Source organism: Streptomyces sp. NPDC006430 (genome assembly GCF_040612395.1).
Taxonomy (GTDB): domain Bacteria; phylum Actinomycetota; class Actinomycetes; order Streptomycetales; family Streptomycetaceae; genus Streptomyces.
Genome location: NZ_JBEXQA010000008.1, coordinates 248,589 through 269,644, shown reverse-complemented (window position 1 = coordinate 269,644; position 21,056 = coordinate 248,589). Strand labels below are relative to the sequence as shown.

Below are 21,056 nucleotides of genomic sequence, written 5' to 3'. Positions count from 1 at the left end.
CCGGGTGCGGACCGTGGAGAGATGTGATCAGTGCATGATCAGCCGATCGGTTACCTGATCGCGAACCCGTCGTAGCCACCGCGCGGTGTGCCCCAGATCTCTGTCACCCCGTCCACCCTCCCGGGCGTGTCGGCGGAGCGCAGCCAGTCGAGCAATCGGTGGCAATTCTCACGTTGACCTTCGGCCACCACCTGCACTCGTCCGTCGTCGAGGTTGAGCGCGAAGCCGACGAGCCCGCCGATCTCCAGGGCATTGGCCCTGGTGAACCAGCGGAAGCCCACTCCCTGTACGCGGCCGCGCACCCAGGCGATCAGGCGGACGTCTTCGTTCATGCGTGAACGCTAACGGGGCGCGGCATTCGAGCCCACACCGCCCCCGTGCCCCATGGCGTACAGTCGCGCACCAGAACTCACCCATTTGGGTGAGTAAAGGATGATCTTGAGCTGACGAGGAAGGCATGCCGCCGATGGGACGCCACCGACTTCACGCCGCGCCCCGCCGCGGCGGCACACGCCGCATCGCCCTGCGGACCGGCCTGCTGGGCGTCTCCGCGGCCGTGGCCCTCGGCACGGCGGCGGTCACCACCGGCATGGTCCCGGTCGGCACCTCCTTCCCCTACGTCGGCATCGGCGCCGACGGCTCCGCCACGAAGACGGAAGCCAGGACCAAGGCCTCCCCCAGCCCCGACGCCACCGCCGAACAGCAGGGCGGCCTCGCCAACCTGTCCGGCCGGGCCTCCGCCGGCCCGGATGCGGGCAGCCCGTCGCCCTCGGCCTCGCCGTCGGCCTCCCCTCCCCCCTCCGCCTCGCCCAGCCCGTCCGCCTCGCCCACCCCGTCCGCCTCGCCCACCCCGTCCGCCTCCACCAAGGAACCGGACAAGAGCCCGGCCCCGGTCCCGGTCCCGGTACCGCCGAAGACGGCCACGCCCAAGCCGCCGGCCCCGACGGCCGGGGACGGCCACTCCGCCGAGGAGTCCGCCGTGGTCGCCCTCGTCAACCAGGAGCGCGCACAGGCCGGCTGCGGTCCGGTCCGGGCGAACCCGCCGCTCGCGGCACTGGCCGCCGCCTTCAGCAAGGACATGGCCACCCGCAGTTTCTTCGACCACACCGACCCCGACGGGAACACCCCGTGGGACCGTGCCACCAAGGCCGGCCTCTCCGGCCTCGGCGGCGAGAACATAGCCCGCGGGCAGGGTGACGCCCAGGCCGTCATGAACGCCTGGATGAACAGCCCGGGCCACAAGGCGAACATCCTCAACTGCGAGTTCCGCACCCTGGGCGTAGGCGCCTACTTCGCGGACGGCGGCCCCTGGTGGACGCAGGACTTCGGCTTCTAATGCACTAACCACAAGAAAGCGCAAGCTGATGGTGAGCGCTGCGCGGAGTTAAGCTGGCCGGTATGGAGACAGAACTGCCGTTTGACGCCTTCGCGCGCGCCTGCCCGTCCCGGGAGACGTTGGAACACGTCACCGGTCGCTGGGGCAGCCTCACGGTGGGCGCCCTGCGCGACGGCTCGTGTCGTTTCAACGAGCTGCGCCGCAAGGTTGACGGCGTGAGCGAGAAGATGCTCTCCCAGACGCTGCACGCGCTGGAACGCGACGGCATCGTCACCCGCGATGCGCAGCCGACGAACCCGCCGCGCGTCGACTATGCGCTGACCCCGCTCGGCGTCGAGGTCGCCGAGCGGCTGCTCGCGCTCATCCACTTCCTGGAGGGCAGCATGCCCCAGGTGCTGTCCGCCCGGGAGTCCTACGACGAGGCGCGCGGCGGACGCTGACAGCGCGGGCAGAAGTAGCTGGACCGGTTCATCCACGGGCGACGGCGCATCGGGGTGCCGCACCGCCGGCAGGGCTCGTCCTCGCGCCCGTAGGCGTCGAGTGAACGGTCGAAGTATCCGGACTCGCCGTTTACGTTGACGTAGAGGCTGTCGAAGCTGGTGCCGCCGACGTCGAGGGCCGCGTTCATCACGTCCCGGACGTGGCCGAGGAGTTCCGCGCTCCGGGGGCGGGTCAGGGTCGCGGTCGCCCGCTCGTAGTGCAGCCTGGCGCGCCAGAGCGCCTCGTCGGCGTAGATGTTGCCGACCCCGCTGATCAGGGACTGGTCCAGCAGGGCCCGCTTGACGGTGGTCCGCCTGGCGCGGAGCGCCGCGTGGTACGCGACCTCGTCGAAGAGCGGGTCCAGCGGGTCCCGTGCGATGTGCGCGATGACGTCGGGCAGCCCGTCGGGCGTGTTCTCGTGGAGCGAGAGCCCGCCGAAGGTGCGCTGGTCGACGAAGCGGAGTTCGGTCCCGGCTGCGTCCCGGAAACGCATGCGGATGCGCAGGTGCTTCTCGTCGGGGGCCTCCTCGGGCTGCACGAGGAGCTGTCCGCTCATGCCGAGGTGCCCGAGCACGGACAGGTCTTGACCTTCCAGGGGTAGCCACAGGTACTTGCCGCGGCGCTGCGGGACGCCGATGGTCCGGCCCGTCAGCCGCGCCGCGAAGTCGACCCCGCCGCCGGCGTGGCGCCGTACCGCACGCGGGTGCAGCACCTCGACGGCATCGACGGTCCGGCCTGCCACCCAGCGCTCCAAGCCCCGCCGTACAACTTCGACTTCGGGAAGCTCGGGCACGGGGGTCCTCCGGAAGGGTGCGGTTCTGGTCGCTCCTGGCGAGCGTACCGGCCTCCCCGTCGGGCCCGGAAACGGGTCCGCCCGCCCCTGCAGTGCAGGGGCGGGCGGGATGTCCCGAAGGAAGGGTCAGCCGTTCGGCGTCGGGCCGGCGGGCGTCGGCGACCCGTCGTCCTCGGCCGGGGCCCCCGCTTCGGCCGAAGCCTCCGCCGGGACCTCGACGGCGGCGGAAGCCGCGGCCTGCGCCGCGATCCGCTCGTCCGCGGCAGCACGGATTCCGCGCCACGCGGACTCCGCCGCCTGCTGTTCCGCTTCCTTCTTGCTGCGGCCGGTGCCGGTGCCGTACGAGACACCACCGACGCGAGCGGCAGCAGTGAAGGTCTTCTCGTGGTCCGGACCGGTCTCGGTGACCAGGTATTCCGGTACGCCAAGGCCTTCGGCCGCCGTGAGCTCCTGGAGACTGGTCTTCCAGTCCAGGCCGGCCCCGAGGTTCGAGGACTTCTCGATGAGCGGGTCGAAGAGCCGGTGCACCAGCTCCGAGGCCGCGTCGAGGCCCTGATCGAGGTAGACCGCGCCGATCACCGCTTCAAGGGTGTCGGCGAGGATGGAGGCCTTGTCCCGGCCACCCGTGCCCTCTTCGCCCCGGCCGAGCCGGATGAAGGAGCCGAGGTCGAGGCCGCGCCCGACCTCCGCAAGTGCGCGCGAGTTGACCACCGCGGCCCGCAGTTTGGCCAGCTGGCCTTCCGGCAGGTCGGGGTGGGTCGTGTACAGCGTGTCCGTGACCACCAGGCCGAGCACGGAGTCCCCGAGGAACTCCAGGCGCTCGTTGGTGGGCAGACCGCCGTTCTCGTACGCGTACGAGCGGTGGGTCAGTGCACGCACCAGAAGGGCGGACTCGAGTCGATACCCGAGCCGCCCTTCCAGAAGCGTGTGGGACGAGGCCGCGTTGTTACTGTCTGCCTGCTTCTCAGCGTTGGACAGCTCAGACATTGCGCCTCTCACCAGCCGCTCAGACCTCGAGGACCTGGCGCTTGTTGTAGGTGCCGCAGCTCGGGCACGCGATGTGCTGGAGCTTCGGCTCCTGGCAACGCTCACACGAAACCAGGGTGGGGACCGCAGCCTTCCACTGCGACCGGCGGTGGCGCGTGTTGCTGCGCGACATCTTCCGCTTCGGAACAGCCACGGCTACTTCTCCTGCTTCTCGGCGGCGCTCTGAACGTCGTCAGATGCAGTGCCGCTCATGTTGTCCTTCTCGCCGTCCTGATCGGTCACGACGAGTTCCTGCAATGCCGCCCAACGGATGTCGACGGCGTCGTGGTGGTGGTCCGGGTCGTCGTTCAGGCTGAGCCCGCAATCGGGGCACAGTCCGAGACAGTCCTCCCGGCACACCGGCTGCAGCGGCAGTGCGAGCACCACCGCGTCACGCAGCACGGGTTCGAGGTCGAACAAGCCGTCCTCAAGGTAGAGCGTGTCCTCGTCGTCCTCGGCGTCGTCGGCCGGTTCCGCCTTCGAGCGGCTCCGGTCGTCGGCGTCAGGGTACGAGAACATCTCCTGGAAGTCCGCCTTGAGCTCGCGCTCCACGGACTCCAGACACCTTACGCACTCCCCTTCGGCCGATGCACGGACGGTGCCTGTGACAAGCACCCCTTCCATGACCGATTCGAGGCGGAGTTCGAGCTTCAGCGGGGCGCCTTCCGGCACCCCGATGACTCCGGCGAGACCGAGGTCCGCCGGGGCCGCGATCTCACGGGACAGCCGCTGCATGGCACCAGGACGCCGACCCAGCTCGTGCGTGTCGAACACGAGGGGGTTGCGGTGGTCGAGGCGGGTATTCAGGGCCGTTCCTGCTTTCACAGATCGCTGAAGATCAAAGATTCCGCCGCTGAAGGGCAGCATGGATCGCGGTGCATATGCGCGACCGAAGAGCCAGGATACCCGCCGCTTCGCTCAGAGCCCAATCCGGCCCTAGCGTCCCTGCTCGTACTGGCGCAACTGGTCAAGATTGATCATGCTCGTGTCGAAGAAGCTGGTCTCGTCGAGCGCGGGCTGCTGCTGTGCCGGGGCCTGCGGCTGCTGCTCGTAGCCCATCGCGTACGGGTCGGACTGCTGCTCGTAGCCCATCGCGTACGGGTCGGGCTGCTGGGCCTGCTGTTGGTAGGCGTAGGGGTCCTGGTAGGCGTAGGAGTCCTGCTGCTGGGGCTGCTGGTAGCCGTACGCGTCGTACGCGGGCTCTTGCTGGGCCTGCGCCGGGATCATCGGGGCCGCCGGCTCCGCCAGCCCCGCCAGGAAGTCCGCGTCGCTCGACGAGCGGGACTGCTGCGTGCCGGCGGCGTCCTGGGCCGCCATGTGTGCGCCGAGGTCGTCCGTGGGGACCCGTCCCAGCAGCTTCTGGCGGCCCCGGCCGACGGCCTCCAGCGTCTTGGACAGCACTGCCTCGAAGGTCGCCAGTTTGGTGTCCACGTACGCGTCCGCCTGCTCGCGCTGCACCTGCGGGTCCTGGCTGCGCTCGGGTGCGTCCGCGTCCGGGTAGCCCTGCTCGTCCAGGCCCGGGCCGCGGCCGAGCAGCTTCTCGCGGCCACGGTCGACCGAGCCGATGGTCTTGGTCAGCACGACCTCGAAGTTCGCGAGCTTGCTGTCGACGTAGTCGTCGGCCTCGGCCCGGATCTCCTCGGCCTCCCGGCGGGCCTCCGCCAGGATGCGGTCCGCCTCCGCCTGGGAGCGGCGCGCGACCTCGGTGTCCGAGATCAGCGAACCGCGCTGGGCGTGCGCGGAGTCGATGATCCGCTCCGCCTCCCGGCGGGCCTCCTCCACCATCTGCTCCCGGCCGCCGATGAGCTCCTGCGCCTGCGCCAGCGAGCCGGGCAGCGCCTGGCGCACCTCTTCGAGCTGGGCGAGCAGCTCGGCGCGGTTGATCACGCACGAGGCCGACATCGGCATGGACCGGGCGCCGCCGACGGCCGCGACGATCTCGTCGAGCTTCTTCTGTACGTCCATGGGGGCTCGCACTCTCTCGGCCTCGGGCGGTTCCTGAGACGGACGGGACGACTGTAAGGCCACCGGACGGGCGCCCGACACCGAGTGACGTTCCGTCAGTCGGTCAGCGGTTGGCGAGCCGCTCGGTCAGTGCCGCGTACACGTGCGGCGGCAGCAGGTGGGCGACGTCGCCGCCCCAGGCCGCGACCTCCTTGACCAGGGAGGAGGACAGGAAGCTGTAGGTGGGATTGGTCGGCACGAACAGCGTCTCCACCCCCGAGAGCCCGATGTTCATCTGGGCCATCTGGAGCTCGTAGTCGAAGTCGCTGACGGCGCGCAGGCCCTTGACGATCGCCGGGATGTCCCGCTGCTTGCAGAAGTCGACGAGCAGTCCGTGGAAGGACTCGACTTCCACGTTTCCGTAGTCGGCGGTCGCCTCGCGGATCAGCTCGATCCGCTCCTCGACCGTGAACAGTCCCTGCTTGGACTGGTTGATCATCACTGCAACGTGCACGACGTCGTAGAGCCGGGACGCCCGGCCGATGATGTCGAGGTGTCCGTTGGTGATGGGGTCGAATGACCCGGGACAGACGGCGCGGCGCAACTTGGGTCCCTCGCTCTCCGGGGCGGGCATCATGAGTCTTCGCTGGTGAAGGCGGCGCGACCGTACCAAAGGGTGCCTTCGCCGTACTTCCGGGAGCGGAGCGGCTCGAAACCCTCGGGCCACGGGAACGCACCGCTCCTCGTACCGCGCTCCACGGTGACGAGCGCATCGCCGGTGAGCCAGCCATTGGCGCGGAGTGTGAGGAGGATCTCGCCAAGATCGTCGTGGCTAACGGCGTACGGCGGGTCCAGGAAGACGACGTCATAAGGGTCCACGCCGGCCGCCACGGCCACGATCTGCTCCGCCTTGCCCGCCCGGAACTCGGCGCCGGGCAGGCCCAGCGCCTTGATGTTGTCCCGGATCGCTTTGGCGGCCTTGGCCTCGGGCTCGACCAGCAGCGCGTGGACCGCGCCGCGGGAGAGGGCTTCCAGGCCGACGGCGCCGGAGCCGGCGTACAGGTCCAGGACCCGGGCCCCCTCGATGCCGTGGAGCGACTCCCAGGTCGAGAAGAGGCCTTCGCGCATCCGGTCCGAGGTCGGCCGGGTGCCGGTGCCCGGGGGCACGGTCAGCCGTCGCCCGCCGGCGGTGCCGGCGATCACGCGGGTCATCTGGGGTCCTTCGGTACGACGGTGATGGGGGTACTGCCGGGTACTGCCGGGTACTGCCGGGTACTGCCGGGTACTGCGGAGTCCAACGATAGGTCGTACCTCCGCGGACCGTACCGCTCAGCCCTTCTCCAGGTACTGCTCCCGTTCGGTGTCCAGCAGGGCGTCCAGGGCGCTCCGTAGTCCCGGCAGCCGCTCCAGCTCCGGGTCGGCGGCGACCACGCGGGTGGCTTCCTCCCGGGCCTGCGCGATGACCTCCTCGTCCTCGATGACCGCGAGCATGCGCAGCGAGGAGCGCACGCCCGACTGGGCCTGGCCCAGCACGTCGCCCTCGCGGCGCTGCTCCAGGTCGATCCGGGAGAGCTCGAAGCCGTCCAGGGTGGCGGCGACGGCGGCCAGCCGGGCCCTGGCGGGGCTCGCCTCGTGCATCTCGCTGACCAGCAGGCACAGGCCCGGCGCCGAGCCGCGGCCGACGCGGCCGCGCAGCTGGTGGAGCTGGGAGACACCGAACCGGTCCGCGTCCATGATCACCATGACCGTGGAGTTGGGGACGTTCACGCCGACCTCGATGACGGTGGTGGCGACCAGCACCTTGACCTCGCCGGCGGCGAAGCGCCGCATGACGTCGTCCTTGTCGGCCGGGTCCATCCGGCCGTGCAGCACCTCCACCGACAGTCCCGCGAGGGGCCCCCGGGTCAGCTGGTCCGCGATCTCCAGGACGGCCAGCGGCGGTCGCTTCTCGCTGTCGTCCTCGGCGGACTTCTTCTTCGGCTCGTCCTCGCCGTCGCCGATGCGCGGGCACACCACGTACGCCTGGTGCCCGTTCTCGACCTCCTCGCGCACCCGCTCCCAGGCCCGGGTCAGAAAGTGCGGCTTGTCCTTGGCCGGTACGACGTGGGTGGCGATCGGGGAACGTCCGGCGGGCAGCTGGTCGAGGACGGAGGTCTCCAGGTCCCCGAAGACGGTCATCGCGACCGTGCGCGGGATCGGGGTCGCGGTCATCACCAACAGGTGCGGAGGCTGCTTGCCCTTGGACCGCAGTGCGTCGCGCTGCTCCACACCGAATCGGTGCTGTTCGTCGACCACGACCAGGCCGAGGTCGTGGAACTGCACCTTGTCCTCGATGAGCGCGTGGGTGCCGATCACGATGCCCGCCTCGCCGGTGACCAGGTCCAGCAGGGCTTGGCGCCGCGCGGGCATCCCCATGGAGCCGGTGAGCAGAACGACCTTGGTGCCGCGGTCGGAGCCACCGAGCATGCCGCCCTCCGCCAGCTCGCCCATCATCTCGGTGATGGAGCGGTGGTGCTGTTGGGCGAGCACCTCGGTGGGGGCGAGCATCGCGGCCTGCCCGCCGCAGTCCACGACGGCGAGCATCGCCCGCAGCGCGACCATCGTGTTGTGGGTCACGGTGAAGTGGTCGGTGACGTACGCCCGGCTCGGGTGCTCGACGCTGATGCACTGGACGGGCTTGCGGCCGACGTACTCGACGTCCCGAATGCCGCGCCGGACGTTCTCGTACGGGGTCCCGGACATCGTCTGGCCCACCGTCCGGGTCGGCCGGAAGGGTTCGGAGGGTTCGGAGGGTTCGGGCAGGGTCAGGGTCACCTCGAACGCGCCGTCCTTCGGCCCGATCCGTGCTCGCCCTCCCAAGGACCTGGTCAGCCATGCCACGTCCTCGGCGAGCCGCCTCGACGTCGAGCAGAACGAGGTCCCGCGTCCGCTCGTCCCGAGCGTGCCGGCGGTGTCCACGAGCCCTTGCAGTACGGCGAGACGCTCCTTGACCGGGGCGTTGAGGTAGGCCGGCGGAACGAACGTGTCGTGTGGGGCCAGTCCCCACAGCCCCAGGGCTCGCAGCGCCCCGACCACGGTCGGTTCGCAGTCGGGTGCCACGGCCGCGCCGACCGCCGGTCCGGCTCCGATGAGCACGCCCAGCAGGTGCGGGTCGAGCGGCCGGTCGCCGCCACCTTCCAGGTCCACCGGCGCCGCCTCCGGGAGGTACCACTTCGGCGAGCCGTCGGCCTCCAGCAGGTCGTTGCGGATGCCGCCGGTGGTGAGGACCTCGGGCTGCTCTCCGCGCTCCCAGGCACCGCTCGTCCCCACGATCCACAGGTGCTCGTCGTCGCACTCGACCGTGCTCCCGTCGGAGAGCACCAGCCGCCACACGTCTCGGACACCCTGCGGGTAGACACCTCCGATCACGGCGATCTCGCCCGTGGGTACGACGACCTCGTCGCCCGGCGCCAGCTCTCCCATGAGGCGGAACCCCGTCGGCGTCAGTACCTGGGCGTCGAGCGGCTGTGCCTTGCCCGAGCCGACCTCGCCCTGCAGGAGGCGGTGCATGGGGTGCTCGGTGGCCAGGTCGGCGAAGATCTCGCGGGAGACGGTCTGCTGGCCCTCGGTGAGCGTGAAGGGCAGTCTGGCGTCGAAGGCGTCGAGCAGGCCGTCCGGGACGGCCCTGCGCGGGACGGCCGGGAGCTGGGAGTCGGCGTGCCGACGACGGGCGAGGGCGACTTGGAGGACGAAGGCCTCGTCCCACTTCAGCCGCTGGCGGGCGTCCTCGATGTCGGCCTTGGTGCTCGGCCGGTGGATCTTCAGCAGGGCCTCGGTGAGCGGGATCAGCCCGCGGCCCGCGCGCAGCGCGTCCGGCAGCGGGTCCACGACCTCCCGGACGCTCGGCAGCACCGCGTCTACGGCCTTGGAGATCTTCCAGGACTCCAGCTGCTTGCAGGCCGGGTAGATCGGGATGAGCTGGTTGGCGAAGGCGGCGGCATCGGACTCCCCGGCCTCCGCGCCCAGCGGCTCGTAAGCGGGGTGGGCCAGTTGGAGCTTGCGGTTGAACATCGAGACCTTGCCCGCGAACATCGCGCGGCTGCCCGGCAACAGTTCCTTGTGTGGCTTGTGGACGCCCGCACCGAAGAAGACCAGCTGGAGGCGACCGCTGCCGTCGGTGATGGTCACCTCCAGGCGCTTGCCGCGGCCCCCATTGAAGGTCAGGACGCGGGCGTCGGCGACCTGGGCGACGACCGTCACGTGCTCGTCGATCTGGTCGGCGAGTTCGGCGAGCGAGGTCAGTTCGCCGCGCTCGGCGTACCGCCGCGGGTAGTGGTGCAGCAGGTCCAGGGCCGTGTGCAGGCCGAGCTGCTCGGCCAGCACCTTGGCGGTGGCGGGGCCGAGCGTCTTCTTGAGGTCTTCGTCGAGCGCGGGCACGTCTTCATTGCACACCATGGCGCTGACAAGTCGGCTATTCGACCCCGATGAGGAGGGGCGCGGAGTACCGTCCGCCGCGGTAGGTGACGGTGTCCACGGCCAGGTGCCCGTGCTGCACGTACTCCTCCAGGCGCTCGGCGAGGGCGTCCGGGACCTCCGGTCCCAGGACCAGGGTGACGAGTTCGCCGCCGGAGCCCAGCATGCGTTCCAGGACCGCTTCGGCGGTTTCGGTGAGTCCGGAGCCGATGACGGCGACGTCGCCGTCGATGAGGCCGAGCACGTCGCCGGCCTGGCAGATGCCGGCGGAGGTGAAGGACTGCCGTTCGGCTACGGCGAGTTCCCCGTAGCGGGTGGCTCCGGCCGCCGCGGTCATGGCGACCACGTCCTCGTCGAAGCTGCCCTCCGGGTCGTGGACGGCGAGGGCGGCCAGGGCCTGGACCGCGGACCGGGTGGGGATCACGGCCACCCGTACGCCGTCGGCGCGGGCCTGTTCGGCCGCGGCGGCGGCGGCCTCGCGCTGGTCCGCGCCGCCGGGCAGCAGCACCACCTCGCGGGCGTGCGCGCGCCGGATGGCGTCGACGAGCCCCTCGGCGTCCGGCGCCTCGCCGGGGCGGGCGAGCACGGTGGTCGCTCCTGCCTCCCCGCACAGCCCGGCCAGCCCCTCGCCCGGGACCACGGCGACCACGGCCCGCTGGACGCGTTCCCCGCGCGCCCGACGGCGCTCGTCGCCGAAGTGTGTGATGCGGATCCTGTACGGCCGCCCGGCGACCACGCCGGCCTCCACGGCGGCGCCGGGGTCGTCGACGTGGACGTGTACGTTCCACAATCCGTCGCCGCCGACCACCACCAGGGAGTCCCCGAGGCCGTCGAGGCGCCGGCGCAGCTCCGCGACGGCAGGCTCGGTGGCCTCCAGCAGGTAGATCACCTCGTACGCGGGCCCGCCCTGCTCCTCCGCGTCGCACGGCTGCGGTACGGGCACGGCCCGGCCGCGGACCGCCTCGGGGGCCGGCTGCTGGCCGGACAGCGCCTGCCACAGGGCCCCGAGTACGGCGACCAGCCCGCAGCCCCCGGCGTCGACCACCCCGGCCCGGCCCAATTCGGCCAGCTGCCCGGGGGTGTCGGCGAGGGCCGCGCGGGCCCCGTCATAGGCGGCCCGGGCCACGTCCGCGGCGCTCCCGGCCTCGGCTCCGGCGGCCTCGCCGGCCCGTGCCGCGGCGGCGGCGACGGTGAGCATGGTGCCCTCCACCGGGTGCGCGACCGCCTGGTAGGCCTCTTCGGCGGCGCGCCTCAGCGCTTGGGCCAGCAGTCGGCCCGGCTCCCGGTCGTCGGGCTCGTCACCGAGCACGTCTGCGACTCCTCGCAGCAGTTGGGCCAGGATCGTCCCGGAGTTCCCCCGGGCGCCTATGAGGGCCCCGTGCGCGTAGGCCCGTACGGCCCGGGCCAGGGAGGGGGTCCCGCTGACGTCCGCGGGCGTGCTCCCGACGGCGGCCTCCAGCGCGCGGGCCGCCGATTCGGCGGTCAGGTAGAGGTTGGTACCGGTGTCCGCGTCCGCCACCGGGTAGACGTTGATCGCGTCGATGTCCTCGCGGGCCCGGCCCAGTGCGGCCAGGGCCAGCGAGCTCCAGGTGCGCACCGCTTCGGCATCGAGCTCGTCGGGGGGCTGCGGCTGCGACTGGTGCGGCACCGGGCGTTCCTCCTTGTGCGGGCCAGGGTTCACCGCAGGGTAACCAAGGACTGTCGGGGCGTCGGGACCGCGGGGCGGGGGCGGCGGCAGCCATGGTAGTTTTCTTGGACGGGCGCAGTCGTTGTATGCTGCTCCGGTTGCCCGATGAGAGTCGGGCCTTTCCCCCGGCAAACCACTTCAGACCTCTGATTCCGGTGCGCCGGATTTCACTGTAAGTGCACCTGAAGTCTTTGGAGTGACCTGTGGCTGCCAACTGCGACGTTTGCGCCAAGGGGCCGAGCTTCGGCAACAACATCTCCCACTCGCACCGCCGCACCTCGCGTCGCTGGAACCCGAACATCCAGCGCGTTCGTGCCGTGGTCAGTGGGACGCCGAAGCGCCTCAACGTCTGCACCTCGTGCATCAAGGCCGGCAAGGTCTCGCGCTGACGCCCGTCGTGCGCGCAGCCCTTCCGGTTGCCCAGAAGGCCGGTCCACCTCGTGGACCGGCCTTCTGCTTTGTCCGGACCTGCCGACAACGGGACCACCGCGTCACGTGACGCGGTGGTCTTCTGCTTTCCGCGCTCTCCTGCTTTTCCGCCCGCTTCAGCGGTTCCACTGCCAGGCGTGGTCCACCGGGCCGATGCCGCCGCCGAGCGCGAAGCCGGCGGCGATCGCGCCGGTCACGTACTCCTTGGCCTCCATGGCGGCCTGCGGCACGTCCTGCCCCTTGGCGAGACCGGCGGCGATCGCACTGGCGAGGGTGCAGCCGGTGCCGTGGGTGTGCCGGTTGTCGTGGCGCGGCGCCCGCAGCCACAGCTGGGTGTCGCCGTCGGTGAGCAGGTCGGCGGCCTCGCCGCCGTGGGCCGCCAGGTGCCCGCCCTTGATCAGCACCCACTCCGGTCCGTACCCGAGGACGGCGTCGGCGGCCCGCCGCATGTCTTCCTCGACTTCCACCACCACGCCCGTGAGCTGCGCCACCTCGTCCAGGTTGGGCGTGGCCACGGTGGCCAGGGGCAGCAGCTCCTTGCGTACGGCGTCCAGCGCCGAAGCGGCGAGCAACGCGTCCCCGTGCTTGGAGACCCCGACCGGGTCGACGACGGCGGGAGCCGCGGTGGCGGCCAACAGCTCGGCCACCGTCTCCACCAGCGCGGCGGAGGAGAGCATCCCGGTCTTGACCGCCTGTACGCCGATGTCGTCCACGACGGCCCGGTACTGGGCCGTGACGGCCTCTGCGGGCAGTTCCCAGACTCCCCGCACTCCGAGGGAGTTCTGCGCGGTCACGGCGGTCACGACGCTCATCCCGTGCACGCCGAGCGCCAGCATGGTCTTGAGGTCGGCCTGGATCCCCGCGCCGCCGCCGGAGTCGGATCCGGCGACGGTCAGGCACAGCGGTGGCGCGTCGTTCATCGCATCGTCTCCTCGGTGGAGGGGTCGGAACCGAAGTGGTCCCAGCCGCCGGTGCTCGTCCAGGGCGCGCCGTCCACGGTCACCTGGGGCAGCGCGGACCGGTTCAGCACCTCCCCGATGACCTTCCAGCGGGCCGGCAGTTTCACGTCGGGCGGGAAGGTCGCCACGATGGCGTGATCTTCTCCCCCGGTGAGCACCCACTGCAAGGGGTCGACCCCGACGGCCTGCCCGATGTCGTGCATCTGGGTCGGGATGTCGACGGCCGCCGAGCGCAGGTCGATCCGTACCTTGCTGGCCTCCGCGATGTGCCCGAGGTCGGCGATCAGGCCGTCGCTGACGTCGGTCATGGCGGTGGCGCCGAGTCCGGCGGCCGCGGGGCCCGCGTGGTACGGCGGCTCGGGGCGCCGGTGCGCCTCGACGAACGCCCGGGGGGAGCGGAAGCCGCGCGAGAGGACGGCGAACCCGGCCGCGGACCAACCCAGCCAGCCCGTGACGGCCACGACGTCGCCGGGCTGGGCGCCGGAGCGCAGCACGGGTTCGTGGTTGCGCAGGTCACCGAGGGCGGTGATGGCCACGGTGATGGTGTCCCCGCGGACCACGTCGCCCCCGACCACGGCCGCGCCGGCGACCTGGCACTCGTCGCGCAGCCCGTCCATCAGCTCGGTGGGCCAGGTGACCGGCAGCTCGGCCGGGACGACGAGGCCGAGCAGCAGCGCGGTCGGTACCGCGCCCATGGCGGCGATGTCCGCGAGGTTCTGCGCGGCGGCCTTGCGGCCGACGTCGTAGGCCGTGGACCAGTCGCGCCGGAAGTGCCGGCCTTCGAGCAGGATGTCCGTGCTCGCCACGACCCGCCGGTCGGGGGCCGACACGACCGCGGCGTCGTCGCCCGGTCCGAGCCGGACCGCCGGGGTGGTGGTGAGCCGTGCGGTGAGCTCCCGAATGAGCCCGAACTCCCCCAGCTCGCCCACAGTGCCCTTCATCGCTGTGCCCCTTCTTGCCCAGTCCGCTTGCGGTCGCGAGCCGTCACAGCTCTGGGTACCGTCAACAGATACGTCAACTTCTGCTCTTCGTGCGCCCCGCTGTGCGTGGCGCCTGGCTCGCGGGTCTCCCCGCGGTGCTCGGCGACGCGGTACCGTGGCGTCCCTTCTTCCCCGGGCCCACCCGAATCCCTGGGCCCATCCGAAGGTTAGGGGAATCGATCCTCGTGGCCGCCCTGGAGGTTCCGTGGTACAGGCGTACATCCTCATCCAGACCGAGGTGGGCAAGGCGTCGCTCGTCGCCGAGTCCATCAGCGAGATCGCGGGGGTGATCCAGGCCGAGGACGTGACGGGCCCGTACGACGTGATCGTGCGCGCCCAGGCCGACACCGTCGACGAGCTCGGCCGCATGGTCGTCGCCAAGGTCCAGCAGGTGGAGGGCATCACCCGCACCCTGACCTGCCCGGTGGTCCATCTGTAGCCCCCGTCTACTCTTGGCCGGTGATGTCCTTCCACCGCCGGCCCGTCCGTCCGCCCGCCCTGCCCGTACTGGTCGCCGTACTGGCCCTCGCGGGCTGCACCCCGGGTGGTTCCGAGGCCCGGGTGGACCCGCCGCCCACGCCGCCCGCCGACGTCGCGGGGTTCTGTGCAGCACTGCACGAGGAACTCCCGGAGACGGTGGCGGGCCTGGCGCGGACGAAGACCGAACCGGAGTCCGGTCTGACCGCCGCGTGGGGCGGCTCGGCGATCGTACTGCGGTGCGGTATCCCCAAGCCCCCCGCGATGGCCGATCCGAAGCAGGAGGGAGTCGAGGTCAACGGCGTCCGCTGGCTGCTGGAAAAGCTCCCCGCCGATTCCGGAGGCGGCTTCCGGTTCACCACCGGAATGCGGCTGGCGTACACCGAGGTCCGGGTCGACAAGGAGCATGCCACGGATGCGGGGATGCTGGTCGGGCTGTCCGCGGTAGTGGCCAAGACCCTCCCTGAGGGCATCTCGTCGTATTGACGGCCCGACGCCCCCGCTCTCGCACCGACCGCCCGCCGGGATTCCCGGCGGGCGGTCGGCATGGTGCTGCGTATCGGCGTCCGTGGTCTAGCGCAGCCCGGTGGAACGGCGCAGGGCGGCCTGGATCAGGCGGTCCACCAGCTCCGAGTACTCGACGCCCGACTCCTGCCACATCCGTGGGTACATGGAGATCGGGGTGAAGCCCGGCATGGTGTTGATCTCGTTGATGACGAAGGTGCCGTCCTCCGTGAGGAAGAAGTCGGCGCGCACCAGTCCCTCGCAGGAGGCTGCGTCGTAGGCCTCGATCGCGAGCCGCTGCACCTCGGCGGTCTGCTCCGGGGTGAGCGGGGCGGGCACGATCCCGGAGGCGGAGTCGATGTACTTCGCCTCGAAGTCGTAGAAGTCGTGGCTGGAGACCGGCGGGATCTCGGCGGGCACGCTCGCGCGCGGCCCGTCCTCGAACTCCAGCACCCCGCACTCGATCTCGCGGCCGCGCAGCAGCGCCTCCACGATGATCTTCGGGTCGTGGCGCTGGGCCTCTCGGATCGCCTCGTCGAGCCCGGAGGCCTCGTCGACCTTGGTGATGCCGATGGAGGAGCCGGCCCGGGCGGGCTTGATGAAGAGCGGCCAGCCGTGCTCCGCGGCGAAGTCCGTGATCCGCGTGCGGGCGGCGGCCTCGTCGGCCTCCCACTCGCGGGGGCGGACGGTGAGGTACGGGCCGACGGGGAGGCCGAAGGAGGTGAAGACGCGCTTCATGTACTCCTTGTCCTGGCCGACGGCCGAGGCGAGGACGCCCGAGCCGACGTACGGGATCCCGGAGAGCTCCAGGAGGCCCTGCAGGGTGCCGTCCTCGCCGTACGGACCGTGCAGCATCGGGAAGACGACGTCGACCTCGCCCAGGGCCTTGGGAACGGCTCCCGGCTCGGTGTAGACGACCTCGCGGTTGGCCGGGTCGACGGAGAGCACGACGGCGCCGTCCGCGGAGTCCGAGAGCTCCTCGACGCTGGGGAGCTTGCGGTCGGCGATGGCCATGCGCGCGGGCTCGTCGGCGGTCAACGCCCACCGGCCGTCCGTGGTGATGCCGATGGGCAGCACCTCGTACTTGGACCGGTCGATGGCGCGCAGGACGGCGCCCGCCGTGACGACCGAGATGGCGTGTTCCGAGCTGCGGCCGCCGAACACGACGGCCACACGGGGCTTGCGGCCCTGCTGCTCAGGGGTCTGGGGGAGGTTCTCGCTGCTCATATCGCCACGAGAGTACCCGCTCAGACGTCCGGAAAGGAGTCAGCGGCGTTCCGGTTTGGCGCTGCGCCCCATCAGTTCCTTCAGTGCGACCAGCGGCGGCTTGCCGTGGTGGACGATGTCGACGACGGTGTCGGTGATCGGCATGTCCACCCCGTGACGGCGGGCCAGATCAGCCACGGACTGGCAGGACTTGACGCCCTCGGCGGTCTGCTTGGTGACCGCGATGGTCTCCTCCAGGGTCATCCCGCGGCCGAGGTTGGTGCCGAAGGTGTGGTTCCGGGAGAGCGGCGAGGAGCAGGTGGCGACGAGGTCGCCGAGGCCGGCGAGACCGGAGAAGGTGAGCGGGTCGGCCCCCATCGCCAGGCCCAGCCGGGTCGCCTCGGCCAGCCCCCGGGTGATGAGCGAGCCCTTGGTGTTGTCGCCCAGGCCCATGCCGTCCGCGATGCCGACGGCGAGGCCGATGACGTTCTTGACGGCGCCGCCGAGCTCGCAGCCGATGACGTCGGTGCTCGTGTACGGGCGGAAGTACGGGGTGTGGCAAGCCGTCTGGAGGCGCTGCGCGACGGCTTCGTCAGAGCAGGCGACGACGGCGGCGGCCGGCTGCCGGGCTGCGATCTCGCGGGCGAGGTTGGGGCCGGTGACGACCGCGACGCGCTCGGCGGGGACCTTGGCCACCTCTTCGATGACCTCGCTCATCCGCTTGGCGGTGCCGAGTTCGATGCCCTTCATGAGGGAGACGAGCACGGCGTCGGCGGGCAGCAGCGGGGCCCATTCGGCGAGGTTGCCGCGCAGCGTCTGGGAGGGAACCGCGAGGACCACGAAGTCGGCGCCGCGCGCGGCCTCGGCCGGGTCGGTGGTGGCGTGCATGTTCGCCGGGAGTTCGACGCCCGGGAAGTAGTCCGGGTTGGACCGGCCGGTGTTGATGGCGTCGACCACTTCCCGGCGGCGGCCCCACAGGGTCACCTCGCAGCCGGCGTCGGCGAGCACCATGCCGAAGGCCGTGCCCCAGGAGCCGGTTCCGAAGACGGCCGCCTTCACGGGACGTGTCACTTGTGGTCCTCCCCCGCGGCCTTGCGCCGCTGTTCCGCCCTGGCCTTGCGATGGTCGTACGGCTGCTCGGGCGCCTTCTCCCCGCGCAGTTCCTCCAGCAGCTCGGTGATGGCCGCCATGATGGTCTCGGTGGCCTCCTTGAGCACGTCCGGGGTGGGTTCCCGGTCGTAGAACTCGGTGAGGTCCACGGGGGGTCCGGCAAGCACCTGGAGGGTCTTGCGCGGGAACAGCCGGACCTTGTTCTGCTTGGCGTAGGGCGGCATCGCGAGGTTCGCGCCCCACTGGGCCACCGGAATGACGGGCGCCTTGGTCATCAGCGCCACCCGCGCGGCACCGGTCTTGCCGGCCATCGGCCACATGTCCGGGTCGCGGGTGAGGGTGCCTTCCGGATAAAAGGCCACGCATTCGCCGCGCTCGATCGCGTCCACGGCGGCCCTGAATGCGTCCAGGGCGTTGGTGGTCTCGCGGTAGACCGGGATCTGACCGGAACCGTGCAGGATCGCACCGACAATAGGAACCTTGAAGAGGGCGGCCTTCGCGAGCAATCGGGGCACCCGGCCGGTGTTGTACTGGAAGTGCGCGTAGGAGAGCGGGTCCAGATACGAGTTGTGATTGACGGCCGTGATAAACCCGCCCTCGGCCGGAATGTGATCCATTCCCCGCCAGTCCCGCTTGAAGAGCACCACCAGCGGCGGTTTTGCGATGACCGCCGCCAGGCGGTACCAGAAGCCGATTCTGCGGCGGGACACTCGGACACCTTCCTCTAGGACCGGTGCGCGGGGGTACCTCCCAGCGGTGGCTGGGGAAGCTGGGGCACCTCCTCGGCCGGACAAGTGTGGCCTCGGGTCCGGTCTCTGTCGAGGACACCGTACGCCCCGCCCGGAGCACCGGACCTCCCGGTTGCCCAGGCAGGGGCGACAATGGGCCGACGCATGACCCGACCATGACCCGACCATGGTCCAGGCATGTACGGACGCGCACCGGAGGGAAGGGGTCCGTCACGAACGCGGTCTGGAGCCTGGTGGTCCCGCTGAAGCCACTGGCGGTGGCCAAGAGCCGCCTCGGGGCGGCCGTGGGCGCGTCCCGTCCCGGGCTCGCGCTGGCGTTCGCGCAGGACACCGTGGCGGGGGCCCTGGCCTGCGCGGCGGTCGCGGATGTGGTGGTCGTCACGGATGACGCGGAGGCCGGCGCGGAACTCGCACGGCTGGGGGCGCGGATCGTGCCGGACGCCCCGGCCGCGGGGCTCAACGCGGCGTTGGCCCACGGGGCGCGGGAGGTGCGCTCGGCCCGGCCCGGAGCGGCCGTGGCCGCGATGAACGCGGATCTGCCCGCACTGCGCCCGCCGGAATTGCTACGCGTGCTCGAAGCCGCCTCCGCATTTCCCCGGGCATTTCTGGCGGATGCGGCGGGAATCGGCACGACCTTGCTTTCCGCTGCTCCGCACGTGGAATTGGCACCCTCGTTCGGCGGCCCGTCGCGGGCCCGGCATTCGGCGTCGGGAGCTGCGGAAATAGCCCTGGCTGACGTCGAGAGCGTGCGCCGGGACGTGGACACGGGGGCGGATCTACGGACGGCCCTCGCCCTCGGTGTGGGGCGCCACACGGCCCGATACAGTGCCGCTATGCAGGCGACCGCGTACACGTACGACTCCCAGACCCGCAGCGGCAGTGTGTTGCTGGACGACGGCACTCCGGTGCCCTTCGAGGCCCCGGCCTTCGACGCCGGCGGCCTGCGCCTGCTGCGCCCCGGACAGCGGGTGCGGATCGAGACGGACGGCGAGGGGCCGGGGCTGCGGATCACGCTGGTCACCCTGCAGACCTTCTGAGTCCCGCCCTGCCCCCAGCCCCGTTCGACCTGCACGAACAGCACCGCGGGCCGGCTTCCCCAACAGGGGGAAGCCGGCCCGGCGTGTGTGACTCGTGGCCCTACTTCTTGCGGGCCGTGGTCTTCTTCGCGGTGGTCTTGCGCGCCGTCGTCTTCTTGGCGGGCGCCGTGGTCTTCGCGGTGGCCTTCTTGGCCGCCGGAGCCGTCTTCTTGGCCGCGGCGGTGGTCTTCTTCGCCGCGGGCGCGGCCTTCTTGGCCGCCGCGGTGGTCTTCTTCGCCGTCGCCGTGGTCTTCTTGGCCGCGGCGGTCTTGGCGACCACCTTCTTGGCCGTGGCGGTCTTCTTCGCCGTGGCGGTGGTCTTCTTGGCGACCGCGGTCTTCGCCGCCGCCTTCTTGGCGGTGGTGGCCTTCTTGGCCGCGGCCTTCTTGACCGTCGCGGAAGCGCCGCCGGTGAGGCTGCCCTTGGGGGCCTTCTTCACCGACACCTCGCCGCCCTTGGGGAGCTTCTTGGTGCCCGCGACCAGGTCCTTGAAGCCCTGGCCCGCACGGAAGCGGGGAACAGAGGTCTTCTTGACCCGGACGCGCTCACCCGTCTGCGGGTTGCGGGCATAGCGGGCCGGGCGGTCGACCTTCTCGAACGAGCCGAAGCCCGTGACCGAGACCCGGTCGCCCGCGACCACAGCGCGGACCATCGCGTCCAGTACCGCGTCGACAGCGTCCGCGGCCTGCTGGCGGCCGCCCAGCTTGTCGGCAATCGCTTCTACGAGCTGCGCCTTGTTCACGTCTTCCCCTTCGGAGACTTCGCCAGAACGAATGTGTTCAAGCTTATTTCGCACGTTAGGCGGATATATACCGCAAATCAAACACGAAACGGGCTAATCACCCTAGTGCCGCAACGGTGTAGGTCGTTACGGAGTTCCTTCGCATCAGTCGCCTTCAGGGAATCGACCCTCGTCGAGGTCCTTCATCAACCTGTCCAGGCGCCTTGCCGCATCGGCGAGATCGTGCTTCGCCGCGGCCGTGACGACCAACAGCTTCCGGGACAGCGCCATCCTTACGCCCTCCGGGACTTGCAGCGTGCGCACCCTTGCGTGTGCTTCTTTCAACCGGTCCGCGACGAGTTCGTAGAGCTCAAGTTGACTGTCGCGTTCCATGCACAGATTGTGCCATCTGGGGCGAGTTGTCGCCTCACGGGGCCTCAACACACGGCTGTGCCCCCCACCGGAAGGCGGGGGGCACAGTGTTGTCCATGTGATCACCCGAGGGTGAATAAGCGCTGATCAGGCAGGAATCAGGCCCGAATCGTGCGCGGCTTGAAACCCGGTCGGGCGCTTTCGTACGTGGCGATGTCCGCTTCGTTCTGAAGGGTGAGCGAGATGTCGTCGAGGCCCTCCAGCAGACGCCAGCGGGCGTTGTCGTCGAGTTCGAACTCCGCCTCGATTCCGGCCGCACGGACCTGGCGGGCGACCAGGTCAACGGTGACCTCGGCGGTCGGGTCGGCCTCGGTCAGCTCCCACAGCTCGTCCACGGTCTCCTGCGGAAGGACCACCGTCAGCAGTCCGTTCTTCAGCGAGTTGCCGCGGAAGATGTCGGCGAAGCGGGAGGAGATGACCGTCTTGAACCCGAAGTTCTGCAGGGCCCAGACGGCGTGCTCGCGCGAGGAGCCGGTACCGAAGTCGGGGCCGGCGACCAGCACCGTCGCACCCGCGCGCTCCGGGCGGTTCGTGATGAACTCGGGGTCCTTGCGCCAGGCCTCGAAGAGCCCGTCCTCGAACCCGTCGCGGGTGATCTTCTTCAGCCAGTGGGCGGGGATGATCTGGTCGGTGTCGACGTTGCTGCGGCGCAGCGGTACGGCCCGGCCGGTGTGGGTGGTGAAGGCTTCCATGGT

At 70.8% G+C, this 21,056-nt stretch carries 23 protein-coding genes and 1 pseudogene; 6 read left to right on the top strand and 18 right to left on the bottom strand.

What is annotated here, in order from left to right; translation table 11 throughout:
• Positions 1 to 50: 50 nt before the first annotated feature.
• Positions 51 to 332 (bottom strand): acylphosphatase, encoded by a 282-nt coding sequence (locus ABZZ20_RS15550; protein ID WP_356869909.1) that lies wholly within the window; start codon positions 330 to 332, stop codon positions 51 to 53.
• Between the two features lie 134 nt (positions 333 to 466).
• Between ABZZ20_RS15550 and ABZZ20_RS15545 the strand changes: the two genes are divergently transcribed.
• Positions 467 to 1,336: a CAP domain-containing protein gene (locus tag ABZZ20_RS15545; RefSeq protein ID WP_356869908.1), complete on the top strand. Its 870-nt coding sequence runs from the start codon at positions 467 to 469 to the stop codon at positions 1,334 to 1,336.
• A gap of 62 nt (positions 1,337 to 1,398) precedes the next feature.
• Entirely contained in the window at positions 1,399 to 1,776 is a 378-nt protein-coding gene (locus ABZZ20_RS15540; protein ID WP_356869907.1) for a helix-turn-helix domain-containing protein, read from the top strand.
• On the opposite strand, the gene mutM is transcribed toward ABZZ20_RS15540, so the two are convergent.
• The 9 genes from mutM to ABZZ20_RS15495 form a co-directional block, all read right to left on the bottom strand.
• Positions 1,749 to 2,609: a bifunctional DNA-formamidopyrimidine glycosylase/DNA-(apurinic or apyrimidinic site) lyase gene (gene mutM / locus ABZZ20_RS15535; RefSeq protein ID WP_356869906.1), complete on the bottom strand. Its 861-nt coding sequence runs from the start codon at positions 2,607 to 2,609 to the stop codon at positions 1,749 to 1,751. The genes ABZZ20_RS15540 and mutM overlap by 28 nt on opposite strands.
• A 126-nt stretch (positions 2,610 to 2,735) precedes the next feature.
• Positions 2,736 to 3,596, bottom strand: coding sequence for a ribonuclease III (gene rnc / locus ABZZ20_RS15530; RefSeq protein WP_356869905.1), 861 nt, complete (start codon positions 3,594 to 3,596; stop codon positions 2,736 to 2,738).
• Positions 3,597 to 3,615: 19 nt separating this feature from the next.
• Positions 3,616 to 3,789: a 50S ribosomal protein L32 gene (gene rpmF, locus ABZZ20_RS15525; RefSeq protein WP_003965982.1), complete on the bottom strand. Its 174-nt coding sequence runs from the start codon at positions 3,787 to 3,789 to the stop codon at positions 3,616 to 3,618.
• A gap of 2 nt (positions 3,790 to 3,791) precedes the next feature.
• Entirely contained in the window at positions 3,792 to 4,460 is a 669-nt protein-coding gene (locus tag ABZZ20_RS15520; RefSeq protein ID WP_356869904.1) for a DUF177 domain-containing protein, read from the bottom strand.
• A 111-nt stretch (positions 4,461 to 4,571) separates the two neighbouring features.
• Entirely contained in the window at positions 4,572 to 5,600 is a 1,029-nt protein-coding gene (locus ABZZ20_RS15515; RefSeq protein ID WP_356869903.1) for a cell division initiation protein, read from the bottom strand.
• 103 nt (positions 5,601 to 5,703) lie between these two features.
• Complete coding sequence (gene coaD, locus ABZZ20_RS15510) at positions 5,704 to 6,183, bottom strand: pantetheine-phosphate adenylyltransferase (protein WP_356869936.1); 480 nt, start codon at positions 6,181 to 6,183, stop codon at positions 5,704 to 5,706.
• 29 nt (positions 6,184 to 6,212) lie between these two features.
• The gene (gene rsmD, locus ABZZ20_RS15505; protein WP_356869902.1) at positions 6,213 to 6,791 is read right to left on the bottom strand and encodes a 16S rRNA (guanine(966)-N(2))-methyltransferase RsmD; all 579 of its coding nucleotides are present in this window, start codon (positions 6,789 to 6,791) and stop codon (positions 6,213 to 6,215) included.
• A 117-nt stretch (positions 6,792 to 6,908) separates the two neighbouring features.
• Positions 6,909 to 10,013 carry a helicase-related protein gene (locus tag ABZZ20_RS15500; RefSeq protein WP_356869901.1) on the bottom strand — a complete coding sequence of 1,035 codons (3,105 nt, stop codon included), beginning with the start codon at positions 10,011 to 10,013 and terminating at the stop codon, positions 6,909 to 6,911.
• Positions 10,014 to 10,029: 16 nt separating this feature from the next.
• Positions 10,030 to 11,679 carry a DAK2 domain-containing protein gene (locus ABZZ20_RS15495; protein ID WP_356869900.1) on the bottom strand — a complete coding sequence of 550 codons (1,650 nt, stop codon included), beginning with the start codon at positions 11,677 to 11,679 and terminating at the stop codon, positions 10,030 to 10,032.
• Positions 11,680 to 11,921: 242 nt separating this feature from the next.
• On the opposite strand from ABZZ20_RS15495, the gene rpmB reads away from it, so the two are divergent.
• Positions 11,922 to 12,107 (top strand): 50S ribosomal protein L28, encoded by a 186-nt coding sequence (gene rpmB / locus ABZZ20_RS15490; protein ID WP_048475950.1) that lies wholly within the window; start codon positions 11,922 to 11,924, stop codon positions 12,105 to 12,107.
• A 156-nt stretch (positions 12,108 to 12,263) separates the two neighbouring features.
• Here the strand turns inward: rpmB and thiD are convergent, their stop codons facing one another.
• Positions 12,264 to 13,067, bottom strand: a complete 804-nt coding sequence (thiD, locus tag ABZZ20_RS15485) for a bifunctional hydroxymethylpyrimidine kinase/phosphomethylpyrimidine kinase (RefSeq protein ID WP_356869899.1) — start codon at positions 13,065 to 13,067, stop codon at positions 12,264 to 12,266.
• Complete coding sequence (locus ABZZ20_RS15480; RefSeq protein ID WP_356869898.1) at positions 13,064 to 14,047, bottom strand: thiamine-phosphate kinase; 984 nt, start codon at positions 14,045 to 14,047, stop codon at positions 13,064 to 13,066. Before ABZZ20_RS15480 ends, thiD begins: the two co-directional genes overlap by 4 nt.
• Positions 14,048 to 14,291: 244 nt before the next feature.
• Between ABZZ20_RS15480 and ABZZ20_RS15475 the strand changes: the two genes are divergently transcribed.
• Together ABZZ20_RS15475 and ABZZ20_RS15470 are read left to right on the top strand one after the other, a co-directional pair.
• Entirely contained in the window at positions 14,292 to 14,525 is a 234-nt protein-coding gene (locus ABZZ20_RS15475; RefSeq protein ID WP_356869897.1) for an Lrp/AsnC ligand binding domain-containing protein, read from the top strand.
• A gap of 23 nt (positions 14,526 to 14,548) precedes the next feature.
• Positions 14,549 to 15,049 (top strand): DUF3515 domain-containing protein, encoded by a 501-nt coding sequence (locus ABZZ20_RS15470; protein ID WP_356869935.1) that lies wholly within the window; start codon positions 14,549 to 14,551, stop codon positions 15,047 to 15,049.
• 87 nt (positions 15,050 to 15,136) lie between these two features.
• On the opposite strand, the gene ABZZ20_RS15465 is transcribed toward ABZZ20_RS15470, so the two are convergent.
• From ABZZ20_RS15465 to ABZZ20_RS15455, 3 genes are read right to left on the bottom strand one after another with little or no spacing between them, the layout of a single operon-like run.
• Positions 15,137 to 16,294 carry a D-alanine--D-alanine ligase family protein gene (locus ABZZ20_RS15465; RefSeq protein WP_356869896.1) on the bottom strand — a complete coding sequence of 386 codons (1,158 nt, stop codon included), beginning with the start codon at positions 16,292 to 16,294 and terminating at the stop codon, positions 15,137 to 15,139.
• A 39-nt stretch (positions 16,295 to 16,333) separates the two neighbouring features.
• The gene (locus tag ABZZ20_RS15460; protein WP_356869895.1) at positions 16,334 to 17,344 is read right to left on the bottom strand and encodes an NAD(P)H-dependent glycerol-3-phosphate dehydrogenase; all 1,011 of its coding nucleotides are present in this window, start codon (positions 17,342 to 17,344) and stop codon (positions 16,334 to 16,336) included.
• On the bottom strand, positions 17,341 to 18,093 hold the full coding sequence (locus tag ABZZ20_RS15455) for a lysophospholipid acyltransferase family protein (protein ID WP_356869894.1): 753 nt from the start codon (positions 18,091 to 18,093) through the stop codon (positions 17,341 to 17,343). Before ABZZ20_RS15455 ends, ABZZ20_RS15460 begins: the two co-directional genes overlap by 4 nt.
• A gap of 269 nt (positions 18,094 to 18,362) precedes the next feature.
• Between ABZZ20_RS15455 and cofC the strand changes: the two are divergent.
• A pseudogene (gene cofC / locus ABZZ20_RS15450) lies at positions 18,363 to 18,962 on the top strand (2-phospho-L-lactate guanylyltransferase); the annotation flags it as partial.
• A 307-nt stretch (positions 18,963 to 19,269) separates the two neighbouring features.
• Here cofC and ABZZ20_RS15445 read toward each other — a convergent pair.
• From ABZZ20_RS15445 to leuD, 3 genes are all read right to left on the bottom strand, one after another.
• Entirely contained in the window at positions 19,270 to 19,950 is a 681-nt protein-coding gene (locus ABZZ20_RS15445) for an HU family DNA-binding protein (protein ID WP_356869893.1), read from the bottom strand.
• Positions 19,951 to 20,094: 144 nt separating this feature from the next.
• On the bottom strand, positions 20,095 to 20,322 hold the full coding sequence (locus ABZZ20_RS15440; RefSeq protein WP_045945905.1) for a hypothetical protein: 228 nt from the start codon (positions 20,320 to 20,322) through the stop codon (positions 20,095 to 20,097).
• Between the two features lie 137 nt (positions 20,323 to 20,459).
• Positions 20,460 to 21,053, bottom strand: a complete 594-nt coding sequence (leuD, locus tag ABZZ20_RS15435; protein WP_356869892.1) for a 3-isopropylmalate dehydratase small subunit — start codon at positions 21,051 to 21,053, stop codon at positions 20,460 to 20,462.
• Positions 21,054 to 21,056 lie beyond the last annotated feature (3 nt).